The 24,091-nt window shown below is 53.0% G+C and carries 24 protein-coding genes; 18 read left to right on the top strand and 6 right to left on the bottom strand.

What is annotated here, in order from left to right:
* The first annotated feature begins 68 nt into the window (after nucleotides 1–68).
* The 7 genes from hfq to KP814_RS01595 all read left to right on the top strand — a co-directional run bounded on the left by hfq (nucleotide 69) and on the right by KP814_RS01595 (nucleotide 6,753).
* Nucleotides 69–320 (top strand): RNA chaperone Hfq, encoded by a 252-nt coding sequence (hfq, locus tag KP814_RS01625; RefSeq protein WP_011399116.1) that lies wholly within the window; start codon nucleotides 69–71, stop codon nucleotides 318–320.
* 17 nt (nucleotides 321–337) lie between these two features.
* Nucleotides 338–1,630 carry a ribosome rescue GTPase HflX gene (gene hflX / locus KP814_RS01620; protein ID WP_216735105.1) on the top strand — a complete coding sequence of 431 codons (1,293 nt, stop codon included), beginning with the start codon at nucleotides 338–340 and terminating at the stop codon, nucleotides 1,628–1,630.
* Between the two features lie 146 nt (nucleotides 1,631–1,776).
* Nucleotides 1,777–2,940, top strand: a complete 1,164-nt coding sequence (gene hflK, locus KP814_RS01615) for an FtsH protease activity modulator HflK (RefSeq protein WP_216735104.1) — start codon at nucleotides 1,777–1,779, stop codon at nucleotides 2,938–2,940.
* A complete protein-coding gene (gene hflC / locus KP814_RS01610; RefSeq protein WP_216735103.1) occupies nucleotides 2,940–3,824 on the top strand; it encodes a protease modulator HflC in 885 nt (294 codons plus the stop codon). The genes hflK and hflC overlap by 1 nt, the downstream gene beginning before the upstream one ends.
* Before the next feature lie 161 nt (nucleotides 3,825–3,985).
* On the top strand, nucleotides 3,986–4,171 hold the full coding sequence (locus KP814_RS01605; RefSeq protein ID WP_216735102.1) for a DUF2065 domain-containing protein: 186 nt from the start codon (nucleotides 3,986–3,988) through the stop codon (nucleotides 4,169–4,171).
* Nucleotides 4,172–4,238: 67 nt separating this feature from the next.
* Nucleotides 4,239–5,441, top strand: a complete 1,203-nt coding sequence (locus KP814_RS01600) for an ATP phosphoribosyltransferase regulatory subunit (protein ID WP_253938086.1) — start codon at nucleotides 4,239–4,241, stop codon at nucleotides 5,439–5,441.
* A gap of 13 nt (nucleotides 5,442–5,454) precedes the next feature.
* Nucleotides 5,455–6,753 carry an adenylosuccinate synthase gene (locus KP814_RS01595; protein WP_216735100.1) on the top strand — a complete coding sequence of 433 codons (1,299 nt, stop codon included), beginning with the start codon at nucleotides 5,455–5,457 and terminating at the stop codon, nucleotides 6,751–6,753.
* A 74-nt stretch (nucleotides 6,754–6,827) separates the two neighbouring features.
* On the opposite strand, the gene KP814_RS01590 is transcribed toward KP814_RS01595, so the two are convergent.
* Nucleotides 6,828–7,283 (bottom strand): hypothetical protein, encoded by a 456-nt coding sequence (locus KP814_RS01590; protein WP_216735099.1) that lies wholly within the window; start codon nucleotides 7,281–7,283, stop codon nucleotides 6,828–6,830.
* A 204-nt stretch (nucleotides 7,284–7,487) separates the two neighbouring features.
* Between KP814_RS01590 and KP814_RS01585 the strand changes: the two genes are divergently transcribed.
* Nucleotides 7,488–8,699 carry a trans-acting enoyl reductase family protein gene (locus KP814_RS01585; protein WP_216735098.1) on the top strand — a complete coding sequence of 404 codons (1,212 nt, stop codon included), beginning with the start codon at nucleotides 7,488–7,490 and terminating at the stop codon, nucleotides 8,697–8,699.
* Here the strand turns inward: KP814_RS01585 and KP814_RS01580 are convergent.
* Nucleotides 8,668–9,615, bottom strand: coding sequence for a DMT family transporter (locus KP814_RS01580; protein WP_216735097.1), 948 nt, complete (start codon nucleotides 9,613–9,615; stop codon nucleotides 8,668–8,670). The genes KP814_RS01585 and KP814_RS01580 overlap by 32 nt on opposite strands.
* Nucleotides 9,616–9,769: 154 nt before the next feature.
* Here KP814_RS01580 and KP814_RS01575 point away from each other — a divergent pair, with 154 nt between their 5' ends.
* Nucleotides 9,770–10,882 (top strand): NAD(P)/FAD-dependent oxidoreductase, encoded by a 1,113-nt coding sequence (locus tag KP814_RS01575; RefSeq protein ID WP_216735096.1) that lies wholly within the window; start codon nucleotides 9,770–9,772, stop codon nucleotides 10,880–10,882.
* A gap of 5 nt (nucleotides 10,883–10,887) precedes the next feature.
* On the opposite strand, the gene KP814_RS01570 is transcribed toward KP814_RS01575, so the two are convergent.
* Nucleotides 10,888–11,217 (bottom strand): ComF family protein, encoded by a 330-nt coding sequence (locus KP814_RS01570; protein ID WP_216735095.1) that lies wholly within the window; start codon nucleotides 11,215–11,217, stop codon nucleotides 10,888–10,890.
* Between the two features lie 496 nt (nucleotides 11,218–11,713).
* On the opposite strand from KP814_RS01570, the gene bioB reads away from it, so the two are divergent.
* The 9 genes from bioB (at nucleotide 11,714) to KP814_RS01525 (ending at nucleotide 21,769) form a co-directional block, all read left to right on the top strand.
* The gene (gene bioB / locus KP814_RS01565; RefSeq protein WP_216735094.1) at nucleotides 11,714–12,790 is read left to right on the top strand and encodes a biotin synthase BioB; all 1,077 of its coding nucleotides are present in this window, start codon (nucleotides 11,714–11,716) and stop codon (nucleotides 12,788–12,790) included.
* A 5-nt stretch (nucleotides 12,791–12,795) separates the two neighbouring features.
* Nucleotides 12,796–13,986, top strand: a complete 1,191-nt coding sequence (gene bioF, locus KP814_RS01560; RefSeq protein WP_216735093.1) for an 8-amino-7-oxononanoate synthase — start codon at nucleotides 12,796–12,798, stop codon at nucleotides 13,984–13,986.
* A complete protein-coding gene (locus KP814_RS01555) occupies nucleotides 13,979–14,686 on the top strand; it encodes an alpha/beta fold hydrolase (RefSeq protein WP_216735092.1) in 708 nt (235 codons plus the stop codon). The genes bioF and KP814_RS01555 overlap by 8 nt, the downstream gene beginning before the upstream one ends.
* 19 nt (nucleotides 14,687–14,705) lie before the next feature.
* On the top strand, nucleotides 14,706–15,545 hold the full coding sequence (bioC, locus tag KP814_RS01550; RefSeq protein ID WP_216735091.1) for a malonyl-ACP O-methyltransferase BioC: 840 nt from the start codon (nucleotides 14,706–14,708) through the stop codon (nucleotides 15,543–15,545).
* Nucleotides 15,546–15,548: 3 nt separating this feature from the next.
* Nucleotides 15,549–16,235 carry a dethiobiotin synthase gene (bioD, locus tag KP814_RS01545; RefSeq protein ID WP_216735090.1) on the top strand — a complete coding sequence of 229 codons (687 nt, stop codon included), beginning with the start codon at nucleotides 15,549–15,551 and terminating at the stop codon, nucleotides 16,233–16,235.
* Between the two features lie 128 nt (nucleotides 16,236–16,363).
* The gene (locus tag KP814_RS01540) at nucleotides 16,364–16,612 is read left to right on the top strand and encodes a flagellar biosynthesis protein FlgE (protein ID WP_216735089.1); all 249 of its coding nucleotides are present in this window, start codon (nucleotides 16,364–16,366) and stop codon (nucleotides 16,610–16,612) included.
* A 47-nt stretch (nucleotides 16,613–16,659) separates the two neighbouring features.
* Nucleotides 16,660–17,640, top strand: a complete 981-nt coding sequence (locus KP814_RS01535; protein WP_216735088.1) for a putative metalloprotease CJM1_0395 family protein — start codon at nucleotides 16,660–16,662, stop codon at nucleotides 17,638–17,640.
* Nucleotides 17,641–18,017: 377 nt separating this feature from the next.
* Nucleotides 18,018–19,817, top strand: coding sequence for an acyl-CoA dehydrogenase C-terminal domain-containing protein (locus KP814_RS01530; protein ID WP_216735087.1), 1,800 nt, complete (start codon nucleotides 18,018–18,020; stop codon nucleotides 19,815–19,817).
* 161 nt (nucleotides 19,818–19,978) lie between these two features.
* Nucleotides 19,979–21,769: an acyl-CoA dehydrogenase C-terminal domain-containing protein gene (locus KP814_RS01525; RefSeq protein WP_216735086.1), complete on the top strand. Its 1,791-nt coding sequence runs from the start codon at nucleotides 19,979–19,981 to the stop codon at nucleotides 21,767–21,769.
* Nucleotides 21,770–21,859: 90 nt separating this feature from the next.
* Here the strand turns inward: KP814_RS01525 and KP814_RS01520 are convergent, their stop codons facing one another.
* The 3 genes from KP814_RS01520 to holA all read right to left on the bottom strand — a co-directional run bounded on the left by KP814_RS01520 (nucleotide 21,860) and on the right by holA (nucleotide 24,083).
* Nucleotides 21,860–22,471: an endonuclease gene (locus KP814_RS01520; protein WP_216735085.1), complete on the bottom strand. Its 612-nt coding sequence runs from the start codon at nucleotides 22,469–22,471 to the stop codon at nucleotides 21,860–21,862.
* 221 nt (nucleotides 22,472–22,692) lie between these two features.
* Nucleotides 22,693–22,959 (bottom strand): hypothetical protein, encoded by a 267-nt coding sequence (locus tag KP814_RS01515; RefSeq protein WP_127968955.1) that lies wholly within the window; start codon nucleotides 22,957–22,959, stop codon nucleotides 22,693–22,695.
* A 107-nt stretch (nucleotides 22,960–23,066) separates the two neighbouring features.
* Nucleotides 23,067–24,083: a DNA polymerase III subunit delta gene (holA, locus tag KP814_RS01510; RefSeq protein WP_216735084.1), complete on the bottom strand. Its 1,017-nt coding sequence runs from the start codon at nucleotides 24,081–24,083 to the stop codon at nucleotides 23,067–23,069.
* Nucleotides 24,084–24,091 lie beyond the last annotated feature (8 nt).

Genomic DNA, 24,091 nt, shown 5'->3' with positions numbered 1-24,091 from the left:
GGTGATAATACATACACGAGTTAGTAATTTAATCACCGATAATTAGAACTAAAAGTAGGAGAATTCCAATGTCAAAAGGGCAATCTTTACAAGACCCTTATTTAAATGCGCTACGGAAGGAACGCATCCCGGTATCCATATTCCTGGTAAACGGCATCAAACTGCAGGGACAAATTGAATCGTTCGATCAGTTTGTAATTCTGTTGAAAAACACCGTTAGCCAAATGGTTTACAAGCACGCTATCTCCACCGTCGTCCCTGCCCGGAACGTACGTATCGCCGCTCAAGGCGAAGGAGAGAACGAAGCATCTAACGCTTAATGCGGAGCAGCGCCTGATTGTTTGAGCGTCCTAAAGCGGGTGAGCGGGCTGTACTTGTTCACTTGGATATGCTGGAAGAAAAAGATCGAGAAGACCCTCGCGAGCTTACGGAATTAGCTTTATCGGCCGGCGCAGAGCCTGTTGCGCTGGTCACCGGAACCCGTAATCAGCCCAGTCCGCGCTATTTTGTCGGCAGTGGTAAGCTGGAGGAAGTCAGGGCGGCGGTAATTGAGCACGAAGCGGAAGTCGTACTGTTCAATCATTCTCTTACTCCTAGTCAGGAACGAAACCTGGAAAAGGATCTGCAAGTGCGGGTTCTGGATAGGACTGGCCTGATACTGGATATTTTCGCCCAGCGAGCGCGCACTCATGAAGGTAAGCTTCAGGTGGAGCTGGCTCAGCTTGAGCACTTGTCTACGCGACTGGTGCGGGGTTGGACCCACCTTGAGCGTCAGAAAGGCGGTATCGGTTTGCGCGGGCCGGGTGAGACCCAGCTCGAAACTGACAGACGACTCATTCGTGGTCGTATCAAATCTATACACAAGCGCTTGGAAAAGGTTCGCAAGCAGCGCGAACAAGGCCGGCGCGCGCGTCGTAGGGCGGAAGTGCCCACCATTTCTCTCGTCGGCTACACAAACGCCGGCAAATCCACCCTCTTTAATCGTATGTCCTTGTCCGATGTTTATGCCGCGGATCAGTTGTTCGCAACTCTTGATCCGACTCTGCGGCGTATAAACCTGGAAAACTACGGCCCTGTGGTTTTGGCCGATACGGTCGGGTTTATCCGGCATCTTCCTCACAAGTTGGTCGACGCGTTTCGCGCGACATTGGAAGAGACGTGCAATGCTTCGTTGTTGCTCCACGTCGTGGATGCGAGTGATCCAAAGCGCAGGGAAAATATCGAGCAAGTTGAGGATGTTTTAAAGGAGATCGGCGCTGACGATATTCCTTCTCTCTTTGTCTTCAACAAAGTGGATCGGCTGGAGGCTGCTGAGCCTCGCCTGGAGCTAAATGAAAATGGCGAGCCAGTTCGTGTTTGGGTTTCCGCAGTTACCGGAGACGGTCTTGAGCTGCTGGAGCAGGCGACCGGAAAGTTATTAGGCGCTGACATGGTCGACGAGACGCTTTGCATTCCTCCTGCGTTGGGCAGGTTGCGAGCCAAGCTGTATGAAAGAGAGGCGGTGTTATCGGAAGAGGKGAGGGAGGACGGCTCCTTTTCTGTGCATATAAAGATGCCGAAAACCGACTGGCTGCAAATAGCGCATAAGGAAGGCGTCAAACTTGAGCAGCTTACCGGACATGTCTGCTAAGCTCAGAAGTTGTGCGTATCGACTATCTGGGCGCGCTGCATTGTATGTCGGCGTTATCTTAATTACATTTCAGAACCTTGCCGATCGAGACATAGATAAATAGTATTACGCGCAAGCTTTAAATCTTCACAACGAAGGGGAATAAAATGGCTTGGAATGAACCAGGCGGAAATAATAATCAGGACCCATGGGGCTCAGGCCGTCGCGGCAACAAAAATGACGGACCGCCGGATCTGGATGAAGTCATTCGCAAAGGTCTGGAGAAAGTCGGTGGATTGTTTGGCGGTAAGCCTCGAGGCGGCTCTTCCGGTGGCGGCGGAGTTTCTGGCGGCGTGGTGGCGATTATCATCGTTGTCTTGGTGCTGCTTGCTGCCTCCAGTTCCGTTTTCCGCGTAGATGAAAAAGAAAACGCAATTGTGCTGCGCTTTGGTAAGTATCTGGATACGCGCCAGCCTGGTCTGCAATTTAAAATCCCCCTGATCGACCAAGTCTTTATCGAGGAAGTCACCTCGGTTCGCAATCAGAAGAAAAAAGGTCACATGCTGACGGAAGATGAAAATATCGTTGATATTGATCTGACCGTTCAGTACGTCATTGGCGACTTGCGTAAATATACTCTGGTGATGCGCGACCCCGTTACGACCTTGGACTTCGCCATTGACAGCGCCCTGCGTCACGAGGTTGGTTCCGAGTCAATGGATAAGGTTCTGACCGAAGGACGTGCGATTTTGGCGATTAACGTGCAAGACCGTTTGCAGCGTTACCTTGATTTCTATGGCTCTGGCATTGAGGTGAAGAAGGTCAACATCAACGCCGCGCAGCCTCCTGCCGCAGTTAAGTCCGCGTTTGAAGAAGTTCAACGCGCGAAAGAGGATGAGCAGAAGGTTATCAACCGAGCGCAGGCCTACAAGAATCAGGTCGTGCCTGAAGCAAGAGGTAAGGCGCAACGGGTTATTGAAGAAGCTAAAGCTTATCGGGATCAGGTAATCGCACAGGCTGAAGGTGAAACCCAGCGTTTCTTGAAGGTGCTTGAGATCTATGAGAGTGCGCCAGCGGTAACTCGCGAGCGTTTATATATCGATACGATGGAGAAAGTTCTGTCCGGCAGCAGCAAAGTGTTGGTGGATCAAGGGCAAGGGAACAACATCATGTATCTTCCATTGGATAAGATGCTGAATCGCGCAGATGCGGCTCCCGCAGCGGGCGCTATTATTCCGCGTAATGTCGATACGGGCTCCAGCGGCTCTTCCCGTGCGGTGGAGGATTTCCGTTCCCGTAACGAAATTCTGAGCAGAAGCAGGGGCCAATAATGACTACAAGATTTGCAATTTCTCTCGGCGCTATCTTGCTGGCCATCATTGTCGTCATGCAAGGCGTATACATTGTTCCAGAAACTCACCGAGCCGTATTGCTGCGCTTTGGTGGTATGGTCGAATCCGATATCGGAGCTGGGCTTCACTTCAAAATTCCTTTTGTGGATGTGGCTCGTAAGTTTGATATCCGTGTACTGGTCATGGACTTGCCAACCAAGAGTTACCTTACCGGTGAGCAAAAGCCGCTGGATGTCGACTCATATGCAACATGGCGCATAGTAAATGTGGGGCAGTTCTATCGTTCCACTGCCGGCGATGAAAATAATGCCGTGCGCCTGCTGGAGTCGCGTATCGATAACGGTCTGCGCGATCAGTTTGGCCGTCGCACAATGCATGAAGTCGTGGCAGGTGAGCGGGAAGAGCTGATGGAAGAGCTGACCAAGAGCCTGGATCAGATTGCTCGCACAGAGTTTGGTATTGAAATTAACGATATCCGCGTTCGTGCGATTGAGCTGCCAACTCGCGTCAGCGACTCTGTTTACGAGCGGATGGAGTCCGAGCGTCTAAAAATTGCTCAGCAACATCGTTCGCAAGGTGAAGAGCAAGCCGAAGCCGTACGCGCGGCGGCGGATGCTGAAAGAACAGTTATCGACGCAAATGCGTATAAAGAAGCAGAGCAGATTCGAGGCGAAGGCGATTCCGTCGCTTCCAGAATCTACGCTGACGCTTTTAGTAAAAACCCTGAGTTTTACTCTTTCTACCGGAGCATGGGCGCTTATGAGCAGACCTTCTCCAGTAAGGGAGACTTGCTGATTCTGCAACCGGATAGCGAGTTTCTTAGGTACCTGAAACAACCACAAGGCGCTCCCCAGGGGAATTAACCCAGCCTAAAAAGCATTGGGAAGCCGCCGAAATAGTGGTAATATTCTGCAACCGGGAACTATCCCGGTTTTTTTGTGATTAAATACTGGCAACTGTATATATTTTGTGTGGCTTTGCGCCCTGATTTAAACGGTGCTAAGCGAGGCGATGAGGGATCCCAATGTGGCGGGAACTGGGAATTGCGCTCTGTCTGATGTTGGTATTGGAAGACGTCCTTCCTTTTCTGTATCCGCGACGCTGGCGAAACATGGTGGTCAGGTTGGCGCAGGTCGATGATGGAACCATGCGGCTGGCCGGTCTTGTAAGCATGCTTGTGGGGACCGCCCTTTTATACCTGATCGGGTAGTGATCTTCCGCTCACACAAAACGTTGCGCACCAAAAGGTGAAATGAATGTTTGGCGATACGCAGTCAATGTCCGAATCTGATTTATGGCTTCTCCCTGATGGCGTGGAAGAGTTATTGCCGCCAGAGGCCAAACGCATTGAGGAACTGAGACGACAGTTGCTGGACCTGTACCACTCTTGGGGTTACGAAATGATCGTACCGCCCCTGTTGGAATTCCTGGACTCTCTGCTTATCGGCGTCGGGCGCGATCTGGAGCTGGAGATGTTCAAAGTGACGGATCAGCTTACTGGACGCATGATGGGAATTAGAGCGGATATGACGCCTCAAGTGGCTCGTATAGACTCACGTCGATCCCATGATGTCGCCAGTCGATTCTGTTACATCGGCAGCGTTTTACGCACAAAATCTCCCAGTATGTTTTCTTCGCGCACGCCAATTCAGACTGGGTGTGAGCTTTATGGCGTAGTGGGGTCAGCCGCCGATATTGAGATTATCTCTCTGATGCTGGAAACGCTGAATCTGGCTAAGATCAGTCCGCTGCACATGGATATTGCTCATGTGGGCGTCTATCAGGCGATACTGGCGGAAGCGAAGCTTTCCAAGATTCAGTCTGATGAGCTGTTTGAGGCGTTGCGCAGGAAGGCTATTCCTGAAGTTGACGAGATAGCCGCGACTATTCCAGATAAAGCGATTCGTCAAAAAGTCATGGCGCTGCCAAGACTGGCGGGCGGCAAAGAGAAAATGAAAGAAGCGCGCAGAATTTTTGCGGGCAATCCAGATATTGAATACGCGCTGGACGAAATGAGCCAGGTCGCCGCAGTTATAGGCGAGCGTTACCCGGAAGTGGAGATTTACTTCGATTTCTGTGAAATGCGCGGCTACAAGTACTACACCGGTCTGGTGTTCGCTGCATATACCGAAGGCCTGGGACAGGCTGTGGCGAAAGGCGGGCGTTATGACGAAGTAGGGCGCGATTTCGGGCGGGGACGCCCTGCAATGGGCTTCAGCGTGGATTTGAAAGCTTTATACCGCATGGGCAAGCGTGAATGGGCGCAGCCGGCGGGCGCTATTTTAGCTCCAAACGGTCAGGATGCAGAGTTATGGGAGCTTATCAGGCAGTTGCGGCGGAGCGACAGAGTTATACAACTGATGCCCGGTGAGGAAGCCGACCACTGGGCCTCCCACTGCGATCGCCAAATCGTACGGGACGAGTCGGGGCAATGGATCGTAACGCCCTTAACCGAATTCAATCCTAATCAAGTTAAATAGAGATTTAATCATCATGGGCAAAAATGTGGTCATTCTCGGCACTCAATGGGGTGACGAGGGCAAAGGTAAGATTGTGGATCTGCTGACGGAAGAAGTCGCTGCGGTGGCTCGATTCCAAGGCGGGCACAATGCCGGGCACACTTTAGTGATAGACGGACAGAAAACCGTTCTGCACCTGATTCCCTCTGGGATTTTGCGCAGCAATGTCGCCTGCCTTATCGGTAATGGCGTGGTGTTGGCGCCGGATGCGTTGCTGTCTGAGATCAAGACCCTGGAAGATAAAGGCGTGCCTGTTCGTCAGCGTCTGTTCCTGAGCCCTGCATGTCCTCTGATTCTGCCTTACCACAAGGCTCTGGATTTGGCGCGGGAAGAGCGTTTAGGCGCTGCGAAAATTGGCACGACTGGTCGGGGCATTGGTCCCGCCTATGAAGACAAAGTGGCGCGTCGCGGCGTGCGTCTTGGCGATTTGGCGAAGCCTGAGCGTTTTGCTGAGAAGCTGAAGGAAATCATGCAGTACCAGAACTTTGTTCTGGAGCACTACTACAAGGTCGCTCCGATCGATTATCAGAAAACACTCGACGAAACGCTGAAAATGGCGGAAGAGTTGCTGCCGATGATGGCGGACGTTACCGATATGCTGCACGAGTTCAGAAAGCGCGGCGAGAATGTTCTATTTGAGGGCGCTCAGGGTTCCTTGCTAGATATCGACCTGGGCACATACCCCTTCGTTACCTCATCCAACACCACCGCGGGCGGTACTGCGACTGGTAGTGGTTTTGGTCCGATGTATCTGGATTATGTGTTGGGCATCACCAAGGCTTATGCAACGCGCGTAGGCTCAGGCCCATTCCCAACGGAACTGTTCGATGACGTTGGCGCCTATTTGGCGAAGAAAGGCAATGAGTTTGGCGCAACGACTGGTCGTCCTCGTCGTTGTGGCTGGTTTGATGCGGTTGCTCTGCGCCACGCTATCCAAATCAACAGTGTTTCTGGAATCTGTCTGACCAAGCTGGACGTTCTGGATGGTCTGGATGTTGTGAAAGTGTGCGTTGGCTATCGCACTGCGGATGGCGTTGAAATTACGCGTCCGCCAATCGATTGCGAAGCGTTTGGTGAAGTAGAGCCAGTTTACGAAGAGCTGCCAGGCTGGAAAGAGAGCACTTTTGGCGTTAAGCGTGTAGAGGATCTACCCAAGAACGCGCAAGACTATATCGCCTTCCTGGAGAAGCAGATTGAAGCGCCAATCGATGTTATTTCCACTGGCCCGGATCGTAATGAGACGATCACATTGAGACATCCTTTCTCAGCATAATTCAAAGGGGCGCTTAGCCCCTTTTTGCGAGATATAAAAAAACGCCCCATCTGGGGCGTTTTTCGTATGCGTGCCTAGTTGGCGTTGGCGTCAGCCATGGGAGAAGCAGAGTCAGGGCCTTTCATTTCAAAAGGTATGCCCTGAACTCGAAGCCAATTTTCATCAAGCTCCCACCGAACAAAGTCGAAAGCTTCATTCTTCAACACAAGATCCTGCGCATAAGCCTGCATTCTGGCGAAATCTTTTTCCGCCTGTAGCAAGGCGCGTGAGTTGTCCCGCTCGTCTTTTAGCTCTGGGAACACAATGCGCAACGCTTTCGATAGCGTTTTCTGGTTGGAATGCAGGGTGCCCATGACGGCGACGCGGCCATCTTTCTCTATAACCCTGAAATGATAGGGGTACTTTGATAGTACGGGGTCTTCTTTGAGCTCGTCGTTTATGAAAACTATCTCCAGGCTGCCGTATAAAATCCATAATACAAACAGCGCCGATACCAGCATCACTATGGCAAATTGTTTTTTATCCGACATGTCGGTAATTCTATTCCAAGTTTCATTAGCGTTAAGCCCCCGGATTGTCTGTTGTTTTACCTTGGGCGGGGGGTATTATAACCGGATTATTAATGTATGTATTTGCATTCGGGTGAGAATTGACGGATTCTCGCGTCCTAGGTCGAACGGCTTATTAACGCGTGGCGCTAGGCATACTGTCAAGTCGGTACAAGGATATTCCACATGGTGAACAAGAAAATTTATGATCTGGTTCTATTTGGTGCGACGGGATACACAGGAGAGTTGACCGCCGAGTATCTGGCGAGGGCGATGATGCGGGAGGACTTCGTTTGGGCGATTGCCGGACGCAGTCTGGAAAAGCTGGAACGATTAAAGAAGCGCCTGTGCTCTGTCAATCCTGATGTGCGTAGTCGTCTGCATGTGATTCAAGCGGATATCGAAGATCAGGCCAGTCTGGATGCGATGGCGAAAGACGCGAAAGCGGTGATCAATACGGTCGGCCCTTATATCAAGTTCGGCGAGCCTGTCATCAAGGCTTGTGTTACCCAGGGCGCAGATTACGCAGACCTCACAGGAGAGCCTGAGTTCGTAGACGCCATGATCAGTCAATACGATGAGGTCGCCAAGCGCAATAAAGTCCGAATCGTAAACTGTTGTGGCTTTGACAGTATTCCCCATGACCTGGGCGCCTATTATACGGTGACTGAATTAACCCAGGGCGTGTCTGCAGACGTATTGGCCGCCAACCCCGTTAAGCTGGAAGGGTTTGTCCGCGCTGGCGGCGCTTTTTCCGGCGGAACCTGGCATTCCGCCGTGCATGCATTTTCGAGAGCACGGCAGGCGCGGGCTGATAAGCGCAATAAACCTCATAAGTCAGAATCTCCCCGTAAAGTCGGCAGTGTGGATTTCAGTCTGCGCTTTCGCAAGGACATCAACGCTTGGGCATGTCCTTTCCCTACCATTGACCCACAAGTGGTGAAGCGCAGCGCCAGGGCGCTTGAGCAATATGGTCAGGAATTCATATATGGCCATTATATCCAGGTGAAGAAGCTGCCCCGGGTTATCGCAGGCGCAGCGTTTGTCGGCGGCGTGTTTGCGTTGGCTCAACTCAAGCCTACGCGTAATTGGCTTTTAAGCCTTAAGCCCGCAGGGCAGGGGCCCACGCCTGAGCAGCGCAGCAGGGGCTGGTTTAAGGTGGTGTTTATTGGTTCCTGTGATGGTCGTCAGATAAAGACGCAAGTTAGCGGCGGCGATCCTGGGTATGGAGAAACCTCAAAAATGCTGGCGGAAAGCGGTTTGTGCCTGGCGCTTGATCGACGCAAATTACCGAAATCATACGGCGTAATCACCCCGGTCATGGCGATGGGGCGTCCATTGATGGATCGATTGCAGCAAAGAGGCGTCAAGTTCGAGGTTTTGGAATCGGCGGCTTGACGCTTTTGCCCATATCCTGAGAGAGCCATAATCCAGCCAAAATCGCTCCACCGCCGATAAGGTGGTAGGTTTCTGGATGTTCGCCAAGAAACGGGATGGATAACAGGGCGGTGAGCAGCGGCGTCAAATAAGCGAATAAAGCGGCGGTGCTGGGAGATGTTTTAGTGACGCCGTAGTTCCACAACAGGTATGCGCAGAGCGACGGGAATATCGCGACGTAAGCGATAACCGCCGCCAAGTCATAGCTCCACTCAAATCCACCTTTAAAATGGTGCTCCAAAGCGTAAAAGGGCAGGATCATCGGTAGCCCCAATCCCAGCAAAATAGCGAACAAGTCGAAGCCTGGGATGGGAATCGCCCATTTTCTCAACAACACTGAATACAGTGACCAAATAACCATCGCCGCCGCCATGATGCTGTCGCCAGCGTTCATCTGCAAAGAGAGCAGGGCGCTTGGCTCTCCATGCAGTATTACGTATAACGCGCCGAGGAAGGCGAACAACACGCCGACCCCGCTTTTAAGATTCAGGCGCTGACCAAGCAAAGGCATCGCTAAAACCAGGGTGGCTACCGGCAACAGCGAGTTCACAAGCGTGATATTGAGCGCAGAGGTGAATTGCGCGGAGGTATAAAGCAGTGAGTTGTAGGTCGCCACGCCAAGAAAAGCGAGCGCGTTAATCTTGAGCCAATGCTGCTTTATGGTGTTTTTATGGCGCAGGAACGCTCGCAAAATAAATGGTGAGATGAGGAGCGCACAAACCAACCAGCGGTAGAAAGACAGCGCCAGCGGAGGGATGCTGTCATTAAAACCGCGCGCCACCAGAGCATTGCCCGCCCAAAATAAGGATGTTCCCGCCAATCCTAAGTAAGGCGCTATTCGAAAAAAGAGTGAATCAGAGGTATTGACGTCGCTCACTGCGCGGGTCCTTTTGAGTTGCTGGCAAGGCGGGAGAACGCCGGGCCCTGTTATTAGGGCTTCCGGGGCCTCCAATTCTAGGATAAATTCTATCTGCTCGGCCAATTTTTCCGTTTATATCAATCATTAAGCAGATGAGAACGACGAACTTGTTATGGAGCTTTTTGAAACATCCATTGTTGTGATTGGCGCTGGCGTCGTGGGGCTAAGCGTAGCCAAAGCGTTGGCTGAAGGTGGGCGGGATGTGCTTCTACTGGAGCGCGAGAGTCTAATTGGTTCCGGCATATCATCTCGCAATAGTGAAGTGATTCATGCTGGCATCTACTACCCGCGGGGCAGTCTGAAGGCCGAAACCTGTGTAAGAGGTAAGGCGCTGTTGTATGAATACTGCGTTTCTCGGGGGATTCCTCATAAGCGTTGCGGAAAGCTCATTGTTGCAACCCATCCTGAACAGATGGATGCCCTGCAGCAAATATATGAGGCGGCCGCCGCCAATGGCGTGACGGACTTACAGTGGTTGACCCAGGCTCAAGCCTTGGCGATGGAGCCTGAGCTAAGATCTGTTGGCGCGTTATATTCTCCTTCCACCGGCATTATCGACAGCCATCAGTATATGTTGTCCTTGCAGGGTGATTTTGAGCGAGCGGGCGGAATGACAGTGCTTAATGCGCCTCTGTTGGGTGGGCGCATTGATACAAAGTCAGCAACCTTGAACGTTGGCGGCGCGGCGCCCTGTCAGGTGCAAGCGGAAGTAGTTGTGAATTGCGCTGGGTTGGATGCGATGGGGGTGCTCGCCAATGTGGAGGGCTATCCAGTGGCTGGAATTCCGCCTACCTATTTCGCCAAAGGGAGCTACTTTTCTCTCTCGGGGCGCAGTCCTTTTCAGCGCTTGATATACCCTGTGCCGGAAGATGGCGGGCTGGGAGTGCACTTGACTCTGGATATCGGAGGACAGGCGCGATTCGGTCCAGATGTTGAGTGGATAGATAAGCCGGAGTTCAGTGTAGACCCGCAACGGATGGCTAAGTTCGCTCAGGCTATACGCAATTACTGGCCTGCATTGCCTGAGGGTAAGCTGCAGCCGGCGTATGCGGGCGTTCGCCCCAAGTTGTCGCCGCAAGGCGCGCGCGCAGAGGACTTTGTCATCGATACGCCTGAAGAGAATGGAGTTGCAGGCTGGTATAACCTGTTCGGCATTGAGTCGCCTGGACTGACTGCCTCGCTTGCACTGGCGGAGGTGGTGGAGAAGCGGGTATTAAATGGTTAAGGGGCTCAATTCATTGAGCGTCTTGCAATACTGAAAATGTAAACCTCAAGCGCACCGGCTTGTTTCAGCGTGCGCGCCAGCTCATCCACCGTGCTGCCTGTAGTGACGACATCGTCAATAATAATCAGCGGTTGTTGAGGGAGTTTGGATGACACTGCAAAGCCATTCTTCACGTTGCTGCGCCTGTTTTTTCGATTCAGCCCAGTTTGAGGCGGAGACGCCTTTATCCTCTTGCACAGCTTATTGCTGAACGCTACATCGGCGTAGCGGGCCAGACTTCGCGCCAGCAGTTCCGCTTGATTGAATCCGCGTTTACGCTGCTTGCTCTTATGCATAGGAACCGGTACCAGCACGGGGGCTGAAATGTGCGCACAGGCTTGTTCAAACGCAGGGAGAGCCGCCTGTGCGAGCGCCCTGGCCCAATATCGTTTATCGCCATACTTCAACTGTCCAATGACTTGATTCAATGGGAAGGAATAGTCGAAAGCGCTAGTGCTGACGTCGAAGTACGGCGGTTGACGAAGACAGCGTCCACAAGGGGCTGTATCGGGGGCCACCCGACTGATTCCGCAACGGGGGCAGGGATGTTTTGGGGCGGTTAAATCTGCGGCGCAGGCGGAGCAAATATGAGTGGCGCACCCCGTTTCAAGGCAAAGCAGACAATGCTTTAGTTGTAAGCCGTTAACCTTTTCTCTGAGAAAGGTTGACAGCTTTTTGGCCCGGCTTATTATGTCTTCCATGAACTTCTCTCGTTTTTGGGTCCACATTCCTGTGTCGAGGCGGATTATATCTCAGGCCCCGGCTAGTTTTGTATAACAGCAAGAGTTTGATATGACAGCAACCATGCAATCACCCATCCGCCATGACTGGTCTCTGGAAGAAGTCGAAGCTCTCTTCGCTATGTCTTTCAATGACTTACTATTTCAGGCGCAAGTCATGCACAGGCAGAACTTCGATCCGAATGAAGTGCAGGTCAGCACTCTGCTTTCCATCAAGACCGGCGCTTGCCCTGAAGACTGTAAATACTGCCCTCAAAGTGGCCACTACAACACAGGGCTTGAGAAAGAGAAGCTGCTGGAAGTGGAAAAGGTGGTGAATGAAGCTAAGGCCGCCAAAGAAAAAGGCGCCAGCCGTTTTTGTATGGGAGCGGCTTGGAGGAATCCTCGCGCCAAAGACATGCCATATGTCCTTGAGATGGTCAAACAGGTTAAATCTCTGGGGATGGAAACCTGCATGACTCTGGGCATGCTGACGGCGGATCAGGCGTTGGAGCTTGCTGGCGCAGGTTTGGATTACTACAACCATAACCTGGATACCTCTGAGAATTACTACGGTGAGATTATCACCACGCGTACTTACTCCGATCGTCTGGAAACGCTGCAAAACGTCAGAGACGCCGGTATGAAAGTCTGCTGCGGCGGCATAATGGGCATGGGTGAAAGCGCCCGCGATCGCGCCGCTTTGCTCGCCCAGCTGGCGAACTTGCCCAGCCATCCTGAAAGTGTTCCGATCAATATGCTGGTCAAAGTGCAAGGTACGCCTCTCGAAGTGCAGGAGGACATAGATCCTTTCGATTTCATTCGCACTATCGCCGTTGCGCGGATTCTCATGCCCAAGTCTCACGTGCGTTTGTCCGCAGGGCGTGAGGACATGAATGAGCAGATGCAGGCGATGTGCTTCCTGGCTGGCGCCAATTCTATTTTCTATGGCGAGAAACTGCTGACTACGCCTAATCCCGAAGCAGATAAGGATATGATGCTGTTCAAGAAACTGGGCATTCGTCCTGAGCAGCGCGAACAAGCGCATTCGGAAGATCAGCAGGAAGCGTATCTGCATGACGCTATTCAGGCGCATGACCAGCAACAACGCATGGAAAACATGTTCTACGACGCGACAAAAACTGCGTAAACATCATGTCTAAATGGGGGCATCTTGCGCAGACGCTGGCGGCGCGGAAACAGCAGGACCTTTATCGCAGCCGCTTGACGATAGACAGCCCACAAGCGCCTCGGGTCATGATTGAAGGGCGAGAGTATCTCGCCTTCTGCAGCAATGATTATTTAGGGCTGGCCAACGACCCTCGCGTTATCGCCGCCGCGCAGCAGGCTCTGAATGAATATGGCCTTGGCGGCGGCGCGTCCCACCTTGTTATAGGCCACCATCGCGCTCATCATGAGCTGGAGTTGGATCTGGCCGAATTCACCGGGCGTGATCGCGCCTTGTTATTTTCAACCGGTTATATGGCTAACCTTGGCGTGGCGTCTGCATTGTTGGGCAGGGGCGACTACGTCATTGAGGACAAGCTCAACCATGCTTCGCTATTGGATGCGGGGATCTTGTCTGGCGCAAAGCTGTTGCGCTATCGCCATTCGGACTCTGAACATCTGGCGTCGCGGTTGGATGATGCGCGCGACAGTCGGGCCTTGGTGATCACGGACGGCGTGTTCAGCATGGACGGCGATATTGCTCCGTTAGACGATATAGCCCAGATATGCCATAGCAAAGACGCCATGCTGATGGTGGATGACGCGCACGGCTTTGGCGTTCTGGGCGCCAACGGCGGAGGCTGTGCTGAGCATTTTGGGTTGAACCAGAGCGATGTACCAATACTGATGGGAACTCTCGGCAAGTCCTATGGCGCTGCCGGGGCCTTTGTCGCCGGCTCGGAAGAACTGATTGAAACACTGGTGCAATTCGCCAGAACCTATATTTACACCACTTCCATGCCCCCGGCGGTCGCGGCTGCGGCGCGTGTCAGCTTGCGTATCAGTCGGGAAGAATCCTGGCGTCGCGAGCGATTGAATGAATTGGTGGCGCGCTTCCGTAAAGAAGCCGCGGGAATGGGTTATCAGCTGGCGGCCTCTTCCACTCCGATACAACCCATTTTCATTGGCGACGCGGCTACAGCAATGGAGCTGAGTCAGGCGTTACGCAAAGAAGGCATTTTGATAACGGCAATTCGTCCTCCAACGGTTCCGGCAAACACATCGCGACTGCGCGTGACCTTTAGCGCCGCTCATACGGACGATGACCTGAGCCAATTATTGGAAGTCCTCCATAAATATCGTGGCGCCGCCAATATCGCTGGAGCGGTGAATGCTTGACGGACGCTTTGATTCGGTTCATCTGATTGGCGGCTGGGCGCAGCCGCAGTCGGCGCTTGAGCCACTGGCGCAGGCATTTAGCGGCGATTCAGCCGTTACGACCTGGACGCTGAGTGATTCGTATGCAGCGCTTGCACCACGGCTATCCGCCCAGTGGAATGAACGAACCCTTATCGTGGGATGGTCGTTAGGCGGCTCTTTGGCGATTCGCAGATTGGCTGAGGATGGCCGGAAGGTGGCGGGTTTAGCGTTGGTAGCTAGCAATCCATTTTTTCCTGGTGACAGTAGTTGGCCTGGCGTCGGCCATGAATTGCTCGACAGCTTCGCGGAAGACTTGAAGGCGGATCGTGGACGCTTACTGAGGCGCTTTAATCTGTTGCAGACCCAAGGCGCAGCGGCGGCGCGAGCCCAGGCTCGACAGACCTTAGGCTTCGCCTCTGAGATTGAGTCTTGGTCGGATCAACAGTTGAGCGCATCTCTAGAGTGGTTGCGGAGCTGGGATCTGCGTGATGAATTGGCATGCCTTGATTTCCCGGTCGTTCATTTTCTAGGGGCGGCGGACGCGATTGCCCCAGTAGAACTGGAGCAACCTCTTCAGCAAAACTACCCCGCCCACCGAGTGGAAATAATCGGTGGCATGAGCCATTTCCCTGATGCAGAGGCAAGCCGCTTCATTACGGAATGTCTGCAGTCAGGATGAAAAAGCGTGGACCAACTCGATGAATCATGCAGTAACGTTTAAATCCATTGTGTCGACTTCCTCTCTTGCAGATTTGGAGCGTGGCGTCATGGATAAATCCAAAGTGGCTGAGTCGTTTAGCGCCGCGGCTGCGACCTATGACCATCTGGCCGGCATGCAGAAAGAGGTGGGCGAAAGCTTGGTGTCGCTCAGTCGAGAAAGTTCTCCGCAGGATATTATCGATGTGGGGTGTGGTACGGGATGGTTAACTCACCGCCTGAAAAACAGCTTTCCGGAAGCGAGATTGTGCGCCTATGACTTATCCCCGGGGATGATTGAGTACGCCCGCTTGCATCACGATGATGTGGCGGCGCTTTGGGCTGTCGCTGATATGGAGTCGCTGCCTGTGGCGGATGCAAGCCAGGACCTTGTGTTCAGTAATATGGCGATGCAGTGGCTGGACGATCCTCGTGTTTGGTTTGCTGAAGCGAGCAGAGTGCTTCGGCCGGGAGGGCGACTGATTTGCTCCACATTGCTGACGCAGACCTTGTTTGAGCTGGAGCAGGCATGGACTGGAGTGGACGGAGATCGGCACGTCAATCGTTTTCTGAGCGCGGAACAGGTCGCTGAGGCGGCGGTTTCCTGCGGTTTACAAGGAGAATGTCGAGAATCCCTGCATGTGCGTTTTCATGACTCCGCACTCGGTGTTATGAAAGAGCTTAAAGGCATTGGCGCCCACAATATTCAATCGGAGCGCCCGCAAGGCCTGACCGGCAAGCGACGGCTGCGGCAGGTGATTGAAAAATATGAAAAATGCAGACAGGAAAAAGGGGTGCCCGCCACCTATCATGTTGGGGTCTGCGTATATAGCAGGATCTAATTCATGGCGAAGACTTTTTTTGTAACAGGGACGGATACAGAGGTTGGAAAGACCTTTGTATCCGCTGCGTTACTGCATGCGGCCGGGGCCCAGGGGAAACGTACGCTGGGCTTGAAGCCGGTTGCATCCGGTTGCGAGCAGACCCCTGATGGGCTGCGAAATGAAGACGCACTGGCGTTGCTGCGGTACGCCACAGTGAAGCTTCCGTATGCTCAGGTAAATCCCATTGCTCTAGAGCCTGCGATAGCGCCTCATATCGCCGCGCAGCAGGCGGGGCGCACATTATCCGCTCCTCGATTGGCCGGGCTGTGTCGCGGCGCGTTAATGACGCCTCATGACTTTTCTTTGGTGGAGGGCGCGGGCGGTTGGTTGACGCCGTTGAATCCGCGTGAATATTTAAGCGACCTCGCCGCCATGTTGGATATTCCTGTCATTCTTGTGGTGGGTATGCGTTTAGGTTGCATCAATCACGCTTTACTGACTGTGGAGGCGCTGCGCGGCCGACGCTTGAGGTTGGCGGGGTGGGTGGCGAATCAGTTGTCAGCGGAAGCCATGCCTCAACTGGCGGATAACCTTGAAACCTTGAGCGCCAGAATTTCTGCGCCCTGCCTGGGAGTGGTTCCCAGAGCGGAAGCGCCGGATAGTTCCAATGTTCAGGCTTCCCTGCGGTTGGCGTCCTTGTTTGATTGATGCGCGGGCAAGTCAGAAGTTACGTTTGGGTTGTGACTTTGTGAAGAAATTTTGCGACTGGTTGAAAATTGAGCGAATTGGTGGGTACAATCAAAACTGAATCAGTCTGATCGCCGAGTGGTAATGCGATGATTTCAAGCGTTTTGCAAAGTGGTGTGCAAGGTGTAAAGCAAAATCTCCAGGGAATGGAAAAAGCGGCGACTGAAATCGCCAAAGTAGGTCAGCCCGCCGAAGAGTCCGGTGAGCTGCGTACAGTGGACGATGTCGTAGAGTCCATCGTGGATCTTAAGCTGTACGAAAATGGCGTTAAAGCTTCGGCGAAAGTCATTAAAAGCGCCGACGAAACCCTGGGAACGCTACTGGATATCAAAGCCTGAGTAGTTGCGGCCGCGACAAGGCTTAGCGAGGTGAACGGGAGCATAAGGTGCAGGTAGCCGGAGCGGGACAACCCGCCATCAGTTCTGTTACCCCATACTCGCCTCCCACGAAGGTGAGCAGCTCTGCTGTCGCTATTTCCGACCTGGAATCCACTCTGCCTCCGGTCCAGCCCTTGGAACCGAGTGCGCCCTCTTCCTCCACCAACTCTTTTCCTACTGTTATCTACAATCGCTTTGCGCAGACCTCAAGCGTTACGCCTCAGGTAGTTCAGCCTACACCCACGGAGGCGGATGGGGTGGCGGTTACGGGTCAGGAAGTTCCTGCCGTAGAGACCGCGCCTGTAACGCAAAATGGAAATGGCGGAGACGCGATTGAAGGTGTAATTGAAGGGGCGTCTGGAGTTATTCAGGAAGGTGGCGATGAAGGTGGGGCGCCTGCTGCGCCGAGTCAGACTGAGCAGCCCAAGCGGTCGGCTCCCAGCGACTCTGGTGGCGGACTGAGTGAGAGTGATTTAGCGGCAATCTCCCAATTGTCGCAACGGGATCTTGAGGTGCGGCAGCATGAGCAGGCGCATGTCGCTGTTGGCGGCCTCTATGCGGGGGCTCCACAATATTCCTACTCGCGTGGACCTGATGGGCGCTCATACGCCGTTGGCGGCGAAGTGCCTATTGACGTGTCGTCAGTGCCCGGTAATCCCGAGGCGACGATAAGGAAGATGGAGCAGGTCCGAAGGGCGGCGCTGGCGCCGGCGGAACCTTCGTCTCAGGATCGGTCTGTCGCAGCGCGTGCGACTCAGGCCATTTTGCAGGCGCGCTCTGAGCTTGTGCAGCAGCAGTCGGATGGACGCGCGGAGTTACGGGCTGAGCAACAACAGGAGCGTGAGCAGCGGCAGCAGGAAGAGGAAAGCCGCGGTTCTTCCAGCGAGCGTGAAAGCGAAGCCATTCGCACCTATCTTGACCTGATCCGCATTGGGCAGGCTTTCGAGCAGGGACTGCAACCCAGCATTCAATTGGACGAAGTGATCTAGACCCTCTTTACTGATTCTTAACCTTGCCGAGCGCTTGTTTGCGCCGCTTAGGCAAAGGCTGTTACTTACAAAATTTTACTCATTTATCAATTCCTGTCTTGTGTTTCTTTCTGTTTTTGGCTGTTATTAACCTTTTGTTTTTAAAGGGTTTAAAATTCAATGGTAAGTATTGTTGCGTACCCTTCGATGAACGGCTATTAAAAATTGGAACTTTAACTCTAATCGTTCTTGACAATCCCCGTAAGCAAACGTATGTTTCAAACACTTGTTTGATATATCGGTGAGTATTGTGGCTCGCTGTGAAAAAAAATCCAGAACATGGAATAAAAAGGTGGCGGCCTCGTGTTGCTGCGCCGAGTAGAGATTGAGGTAAACTTATGCCGGAATATAAAGCTCCTTTACGCGATATCAGGTTTGTGATGGATGAACTGCTGAATGTGCAGTCTCATTACGGGGAATTACCGAGTGCGGAAATGACGACCCCAGACATGGTGGACGCAATAATCCAGGAAGGAGCAAAGTTCTGTGAGCAGGTCCTGTCTCCCCTTAATCGGGTGGGAGACGAGGAAGGTTGTACATGGAGTGAAGACGGCGTAACCACACCTACCGGTTTCAAAGAAGCTTATAAGCAATACGTGGAAGGCGGCTGGCCTTCAATGACTGCGCCAGAAGATTTCGGTGGCCAAGGCCTGCCAGAGTCTCTCGGTCTGGTTATGAGTGAAATGGTTGGCTCATCCAACTGGGCTTGGGGTATGTATCCCGGCTTGAGCCATGGCGCGGTGAACACCGTTATTTTGCACGGCTCTGAAGCGCAGAAAGCTGCGTACCTGCCCAAACTGGTGAGCGGCGAGTGGACTGGCACCATGTGTCTGACCGAGCCGCACTGTGGCTCTGACCTGGGTATTCTGCGCTCAAAAGCTGAGCCTAATGCCGACGGCAGCTACAGCATCACTGGAACCAAGATTTTTATTTCCGCTGGCGAACATGACATGGCGGAAAACATCGTTCATATCTGTTTGGCGCGTTTACCAGACGCTCCGCAAGGCACCAAAGGCATTTCTCTGTTCATCGTTCCCAAGTTCCTGGTGAATGAAGACGGTAGCCTGGGAGAGCGTAACAGCGTTTCTTGCGGTTCTATCGAACATAAAATGGGGATTCATGGCAACTCTACGTGCGTCATGAACTTCGATGGCGCCAAAGGTTATCTGATCGGCCCAGAAAACAAAGGTTTGGCGTGCATGTTCACATTTATGAACTTTGCTCGTCTGGGAACCGCTATTCAAGGCCTGAGCGCGTCTGAGCTGTCCTTCCAGGGCGCTTTGGCCTATGCGAAAGACCGTTTGGCGATGCGTTCTTTGTCTGGCGTGAAGAATCCGAATGGTCCTGCCGATCCTATCATCGTGCACCCTGACGTACGTCGTATGTTGTTGACGCAAAAGGCGTTTACGGAAGGTTCACGCGCATTGATTTATTACACCGCAGTGCAAGGCGATTTCGTTCACCACGGCGCGACTGAAGAAGTTCGCAACGAAGCGGATGAATTGATGGGCTTCCTGACTCCTATCGCCAAAGCATTCCTGACCGAAATCGGTTATGAATCCGCTAACTTGGGTATGCAGGTTTATGGCGGCCACGGCTTTATTTCCGAGTGGGGAATGGAGCAAATCGTGCGCGATACGCGTATCGCGTTGATGTACGAGGGCACCACTGGTATTCAGGCGCTTGATCTGCTGGGTCGTAAAATCCTGATGACTCAGGGCGAATCTCTGAAGCGCTTCACCAAACTGGTTCACGTGTTCTGTAAAGAACAGGCGGAAAATGCGGACATGAACGAGTTCGTCGAGCCGTTGGCCAAGCTGAATAAAGAGTGGGGCGATCTCACTATGAAGATTGGTATGGCGGCGATGAAGAACCGCGACGAAGTGGGCGGCGCCTCTGTGGACTACTTGATGTATTCCGGTTACGCCGTGCTGGCGTATTTCTGGGCGCGCATGGCGCTGGTGGCGCAGCAGAAGCTGGCGGAAGGGACCACTGAAACTGGCTTCTATACGGCGAAACTGCAAACTGCGCGTTTCTACTTTAAGCGCATCCTGCCTCGCACTCTGTCTCATGCACAGTCCGCACTCAACGGCGCTAACTGCATGATGGATATGGAAGTTGAAAACTTTGCGTTCTGATTCCATATAGGGACAAAATAAGCCCGCTGTTGCGGGCTTTTTTACATACCGATGCGAACCGGTATGTAGCCGGATTCGTAATAGCCAGATAATAGCGCGACAATAAGCACAAACAGAAAGACATTCATTCAGACAAAGCGATTTAGCTCGAGGGAGTAACCATGGCTGATTATTCTGCGCCGCTTCGTGACATGCAGTTTCTACTCAAAGAAGTGTTTGAAGCCGATAAACTTTGGCTCAGCTTGCCGGGCGCGCGCGACACGGTTGACCCGGATACTGCGGACGCCATATTGGAAGAGGCCGCCAAAATAGCGTCTTCCTTGCTGGCGCCTCTCAACCGGAGCGGAGATGAAGAAGGTTGCCAATGGAATGAGGGAGTAGTGACAACGCCAAAGGGCTTCAAGGAGGCCTATAACACCTTTATCGAAGGTGGTTGGTGTGGGTTGGGCGGTAATCCTGACTTCGGCGGCATGGGCATGCCGAAGATGCTGGGCGCCCAGGTCGAAGAGATGGTGCAATCCGCGAACATTTCTTTTGGCTTGTACCCTATGTTGACGGCGGGCGCATGTTTGGCGATTGACGCGCACGCAAGCGAAGAGCTTAAGCAGACTTATCTGCCTAATTTATATTCCGGCGTATGGGCTGGCTCCATGTGTCTGACCGAGCCGCACTCCGGTACGGACCTTGGCATCATCAGAACCAAGGCTGAACCTAACGGCGACGGCTCTTACGCAATCAGCGGCACTAAGATTTTTATTACCGGCGGCGAGCATGATCTGAGTGAAAACATCATTCACCTGGTGCTGGCGAAGTTGCCTGACGCTCCAGCGGGCTCAAGAGGTATTTCTCTGTTCCTGGTGCCTAAATTCAAGGTGACGGAAGACGGCGGCTCAGGTGAGCGCAATGCGGTGTCTTGTGGTTCAATCGAGCACAAGATGGGCATCAAAGCGTCGGCTACCTGTGTCATGAACTTTGATGGCGCACAAGGCTGGTTGGTCGGCGAGCCGAATAAAGGCTTGGCCTGCATGTTCACCATGATGAACTACGAGCGTCTGGGTGTTGGCGTACAAGGCCTGGCGGCGGCGGAGCGCTCATATCAAAACGCGGTTGAGTATGCGAAAGACCGTATTCAGGGACGTGCCGCCACCGGTGTGGTCGCCAAGGAAAAAGCGGCTGATCCTATTATTGTGCATCCAGATGTGCGTCGGATGTTAATGACCATGCGCGCTCTGATTGAAGGCGGCCGGGCGTTCTCCACCTATGTGGCGAAGTATCTGGATATCTCCAAGTACTCTGACGACGCCGCTGCGAAGCAGCACGCTGAAGCGATGGTGGCTCTGTTGACGCCAGTCGCCAAGGCGTTTTTGACGGATCGCGGCCTGGATAGCACCGTACTTGGTCAGCAGGTGTTTGGCGGTCACGGCTATATTCGCGAGTGGGGCCAGGAACAACTGGTGCGCGATGTGCGCATTGCGCAGATCTACGAGGGTACTAACGGCATCCAGGCGCTCGACCTGATGGGGCGTAAAGTTGCGATGAACGACGGTAAATTCGTCGAGCTGTACGCTGGCGAAGTGGCCGACTTTATTGAAGCTAACCGCGATCGCAGCGACCTGCAGGAGTTTATAGAGCCGCTGGCGGGTGTCCTTGAACGTCTATCAGATGTGACGGAGTATGTGCTGGAGACGGTTACGCAAGACCCTAACGCTGTCGGCGCGGCCAGTGTTGAGTACCTGGATCTGTTCGGCTACGTCGCACTTGCGCACGTTTGGGCGATGATGGCGAAAGTGGCGATTGAGAAACAAGTCGGCGACAGCTCTGGTTTCTATGACGCCAAGCTGAAAACCGCTCGCTTTTACTTCCGCCGACTTCTGCCGCGTACAGTCTCTTTGGCTGAGTCCATCAAATCCGGCAGCGGCGATATGATGGCGCTGGATGTAGAGCAGTTCTAAGTTGCTCTGAGGAATAGCCTGAAAAGCCCGCATTGCGGGCTTTTTTTGTGGCGGTCTGACGTCAAATGCGCGTCTAGGCTGAAAGAAACCTCAGCGGTTCAGCATGACTTGGTCGGCGGACTCGGGATGGGTGATAAAGGGGTTGCTGTTGCCCTGCAGCTCGCGAATCTGTACATCGCGTGCGATCTCCTCTGGAGTGGGAGGGTCGGCGCGGGACCAGCGTTTTAATTGGTCGAGATTGCCGTACAAAGGCAGGTTGTAAGTGGTGTGCATGTAAAGAAGGCTTCGAGCAATGTCGCCTTTTATATCGTCAGGAGGATCGATTATGCCGAATACCTGACGGATGCCGCACTCATTGGCTTTGACTTCATTACCTAACTCTTCAAATTTTGCCGCGCGGCGCTCCAGTTCAAAACGGGCGTCTTCTGGGTAGATGTTGTGCAAATCGGACGCCATGCGGCGATATGCCTCGTTGTTCTCTCTGCATTGTCGAGGTGTGCCGCACTCCAGGTTGTCTCTGATCCAAAGCGATGAATAGATATAGCTTTCAGTAACCAGGATGCTTTTCTTGCTGAACTCTTTTTTGCAAAAGAACGTCTTGCCGCCATTGGCGTACAGTTTGCCCCAGAATTCTTCCTTGAGTGTCTGTTTGGGATCGTTGAATTTGGTTTGGGCATGGGTGACGTTAAGCAAGCACGCCATAAAAACACCCAGTAGGACGGTGACTGTGTTCCTCATTTGCGGATCCGTAATCTGATTGTTTTTATTCGGTGATTCGCAGGGCCGCTGACATGGTCAGGGCTAAGCGGACCCATTTACACCTATATTACAAATTGTCAGCAAAGTACAGTGTAAACAGGGCCGCTTCCTATGATAGGAGGGCTGTGGCGGCTAAGCGTAGGAAGTTAACCCCAGGCCAGGGATTACTTGAGACGATCTTTGATGCGTTGGTAGCCGGAGCGTAACTCTTCGCCCATTTTCTTGGCTGTTTCGCTGACTTCTTTGCCGGTTTGACCTGCTTCCTTGCCTGCCTGCTGCAGTTTGCCGACGAACTTATCCCAGTCTTTTTCAAGATCTTCCCACTCGTCCCGGACTTCCGCTTTGGCCAGATTCAGCTGTAGCCGCAACTCGTCCCTTTCCTGTTTAAGTGAGTCTTTGAGTCTTTTGATCTCGTCTTGCAGTGTGCTCATGCTTCATCTCTCCCGATGATTTAAGTTCCATTAATCATAGACAGCAACAGCGTTAACTGGTTGATCTGCATCAACCTGAAGGTGGCTTTTCGGTGACGGGGTATCAATTAGGAAGTAGATAATCCTGCGCCCGCCAGCTCCAATGCGGCGTAAGTCAGGGTAGACCAAACAGGAGTGCTATCCAAGCCCTTTATGGATCTGTCTGCGGTCTGGCAGGCCTGGTGAATATCTCGAAGCCGTGCGGCGTTAAAGCGCGGGATGAAGCGTTTGTATAAGGCCCAGCGATTCTTGAAAACTCTTTCCTTTTGCAGCGCCTGTTCCAGGCCCTGGGAGGTTTGCGAATGTTTGTAGAGTTTGGCGATCAGGCGCACCTCGCGGGCCAGAGACCAAAGCACGATGGTGGGTTCGAAGGATTCCGCCTGCAGCGTTTGCAGCACTTTCAGCGCCTGTTTGGGGTTTCGCTCCAGACAGGCGTCCACCAGATTGAACACGGTGAACTTGTTGCTGTTGGATATGCCGCGCAGGACTTGTTCTTCGTCCAGATTGGCGTCGTCGGACAATAGACGCAGTTTTTCCATCTCCTGTCGGGCCGCCAGTAAATTGCCCTCAACATGATCGCATAATGCTTTCACTGCGCCGGATGTGGGCGTGAACCCTAATTTATGTAGGCGTTGGTTTATCCAGTTAGGCAACTGGTCATGGCTGATCGGCCATACCTGAACGTGAAGGCTGTGTGTCTCAATTGATTTGAACCACTTTGTATTAAGGGTGGAGGATTCAATGCGATCACTGATGATCAGCATCAGGCAGTCTTCGGGTGGGTTTTCACTAAAAGCGGCGAGGCGTTTTTTACCGCCATCATTTGGCAGGCTATCCAGATGAATTTCCAGTAGCTTCTTTTCGCCGAAGAGAGAGAAAGACTGGGTATGCTCATCAAGAGCGCTCCAGTCAAAGTTCTTGGGCGTGTGAAAGACGATACGTTCGCTAAACCCCTGCTTACGGCTGTAGGCGCGAATTTCGTCACAGGCTTCCTGGCGCAACAGCGGTTCATCCCCGCTCACCACAAAAACGGCGGGGGGATGTTTGTTCAGGTTGCTTTGCAGCTGCTCCGGTTTAATGCGCATGAGAAAGG

Origin of the sequence: Hahella sp. HN01 (assembly GCF_018986435.1) — a bacterium.
GTDB lineage: Bacteria > Pseudomonadota > Gammaproteobacteria > Pseudomonadales > Oleiphilaceae > Hahella.
Note: the sequence above shows the minus strand (reverse complement) of the source record. Positions and strands in the feature narration are given on the sequence as shown.

Coding starts and splice junctions, on each gene's coding strand:
- KP814_RS01515 (WP_127968955.1), bottom strand. CDS start 22,959: ATGAGCACACTGCAAGACGAGATCAAAAGACTCAAAGACTCACTTAAA.
- KP814_RS01585 (WP_216735098.1), top strand. CDS start 7,488: ATGGTGAACAAGAAAATTTATGATCTGGTTCTATTTGGTGCGACGGGA.
- bioD (WP_216735090.1), top strand. CDS start 15,549: ATGGCGAAGACTTTTTTTGTAACAGGGACGGATACAGAGGTTGGAAAG.
- bioC (WP_216735091.1), top strand. CDS start 14,706: ATGAATCATGCAGTAACGTTTAAATCCATTGTGTCGACTTCCTCTCTT.
- hflK (WP_216735104.1), top strand. CDS start 1,777: ATGGCTTGGAATGAACCAGGCGGAAATAATAATCAGGACCCATGGGGC.
- KP814_RS01575 (WP_216735096.1), top strand. CDS start 9,770: ATGGAGCTTTTTGAAACATCCATTGTTGTGATTGGCGCTGGCGTCGTG.
- hfq (WP_011399116.1), top strand. CDS start 69: ATGTCAAAAGGGCAATCTTTACAAGACCCTTATTTAAATGCGCTACGG.
- KP814_RS01520 (WP_216735085.1), bottom strand. CDS start 22,471: ATGGCGTGCTTGCTTAACGTCACCCATGCCCAAACCAAATTCAACGAT.
- holA (WP_216735084.1), bottom strand. CDS start 24,083: ATGCGCATTAAACCGGAGCAGCTGCAAAGCAACCTGAACAAACATCCC.
- bioF (WP_216735093.1), top strand. CDS start 12,796: ATGTCTAAATGGGGGCATCTTGCGCAGACGCTGGCGGCGCGGAAACAG.
- KP814_RS01595 (WP_216735100.1), top strand. CDS start 5,455: ATGGGCAAAAATGTGGTCATTCTCGGCACTCAATGGGGTGACGAGGGC.
- KP814_RS01555 (WP_216735092.1), top strand. CDS start 13,979: ATGCTTGACGGACGCTTTGATTCGGTTCATCTGATTGGCGGCTGGGCG.
- hflC (WP_216735103.1), top strand. CDS start 2,940: ATGACTACAAGATTTGCAATTTCTCTCGGCGCTATCTTGCTGGCCATC.
- KP814_RS01605 (WP_216735102.1), top strand. CDS start 3,986: ATGTGGCGGGAACTGGGAATTGCGCTCTGTCTGATGTTGGTATTGGAA.
- KP814_RS01540 (WP_216735089.1), top strand. CDS start 16,364: ATGATTTCAAGCGTTTTGCAAAGTGGTGTGCAAGGTGTAAAGCAAAAT.
- KP814_RS01525 (WP_216735086.1), top strand. CDS start 19,979: ATGGCTGATTATTCTGCGCCGCTTCGTGACATGCAGTTTCTACTCAAA.
- KP814_RS01600 (WP_253938086.1), top strand. CDS start 4,239: ATGTCCGAATCTGATTTATGGCTTCTCCCTGATGGCGTGGAAGAGTTA.
- KP814_RS01530 (WP_216735087.1), top strand. CDS start 18,018: ATGCCGGAATATAAAGCTCCTTTACGCGATATCAGGTTTGTGATGGAT.
- bioB (WP_216735094.1), top strand. CDS start 11,714: ATGACAGCAACCATGCAATCACCCATCCGCCATGACTGGTCTCTGGAA.
- KP814_RS01570 (WP_216735095.1), bottom strand. CDS start 11,217: ATGCATAAGAGCAAGCAGCGTAAACGCGGATTCAATCAAGCGGAACTG.
- KP814_RS01590 (WP_216735099.1), bottom strand. CDS start 7,283: ATGTCGGATAAAAAACAATTTGCCATAGTGATGCTGGTATCGGCGCTG.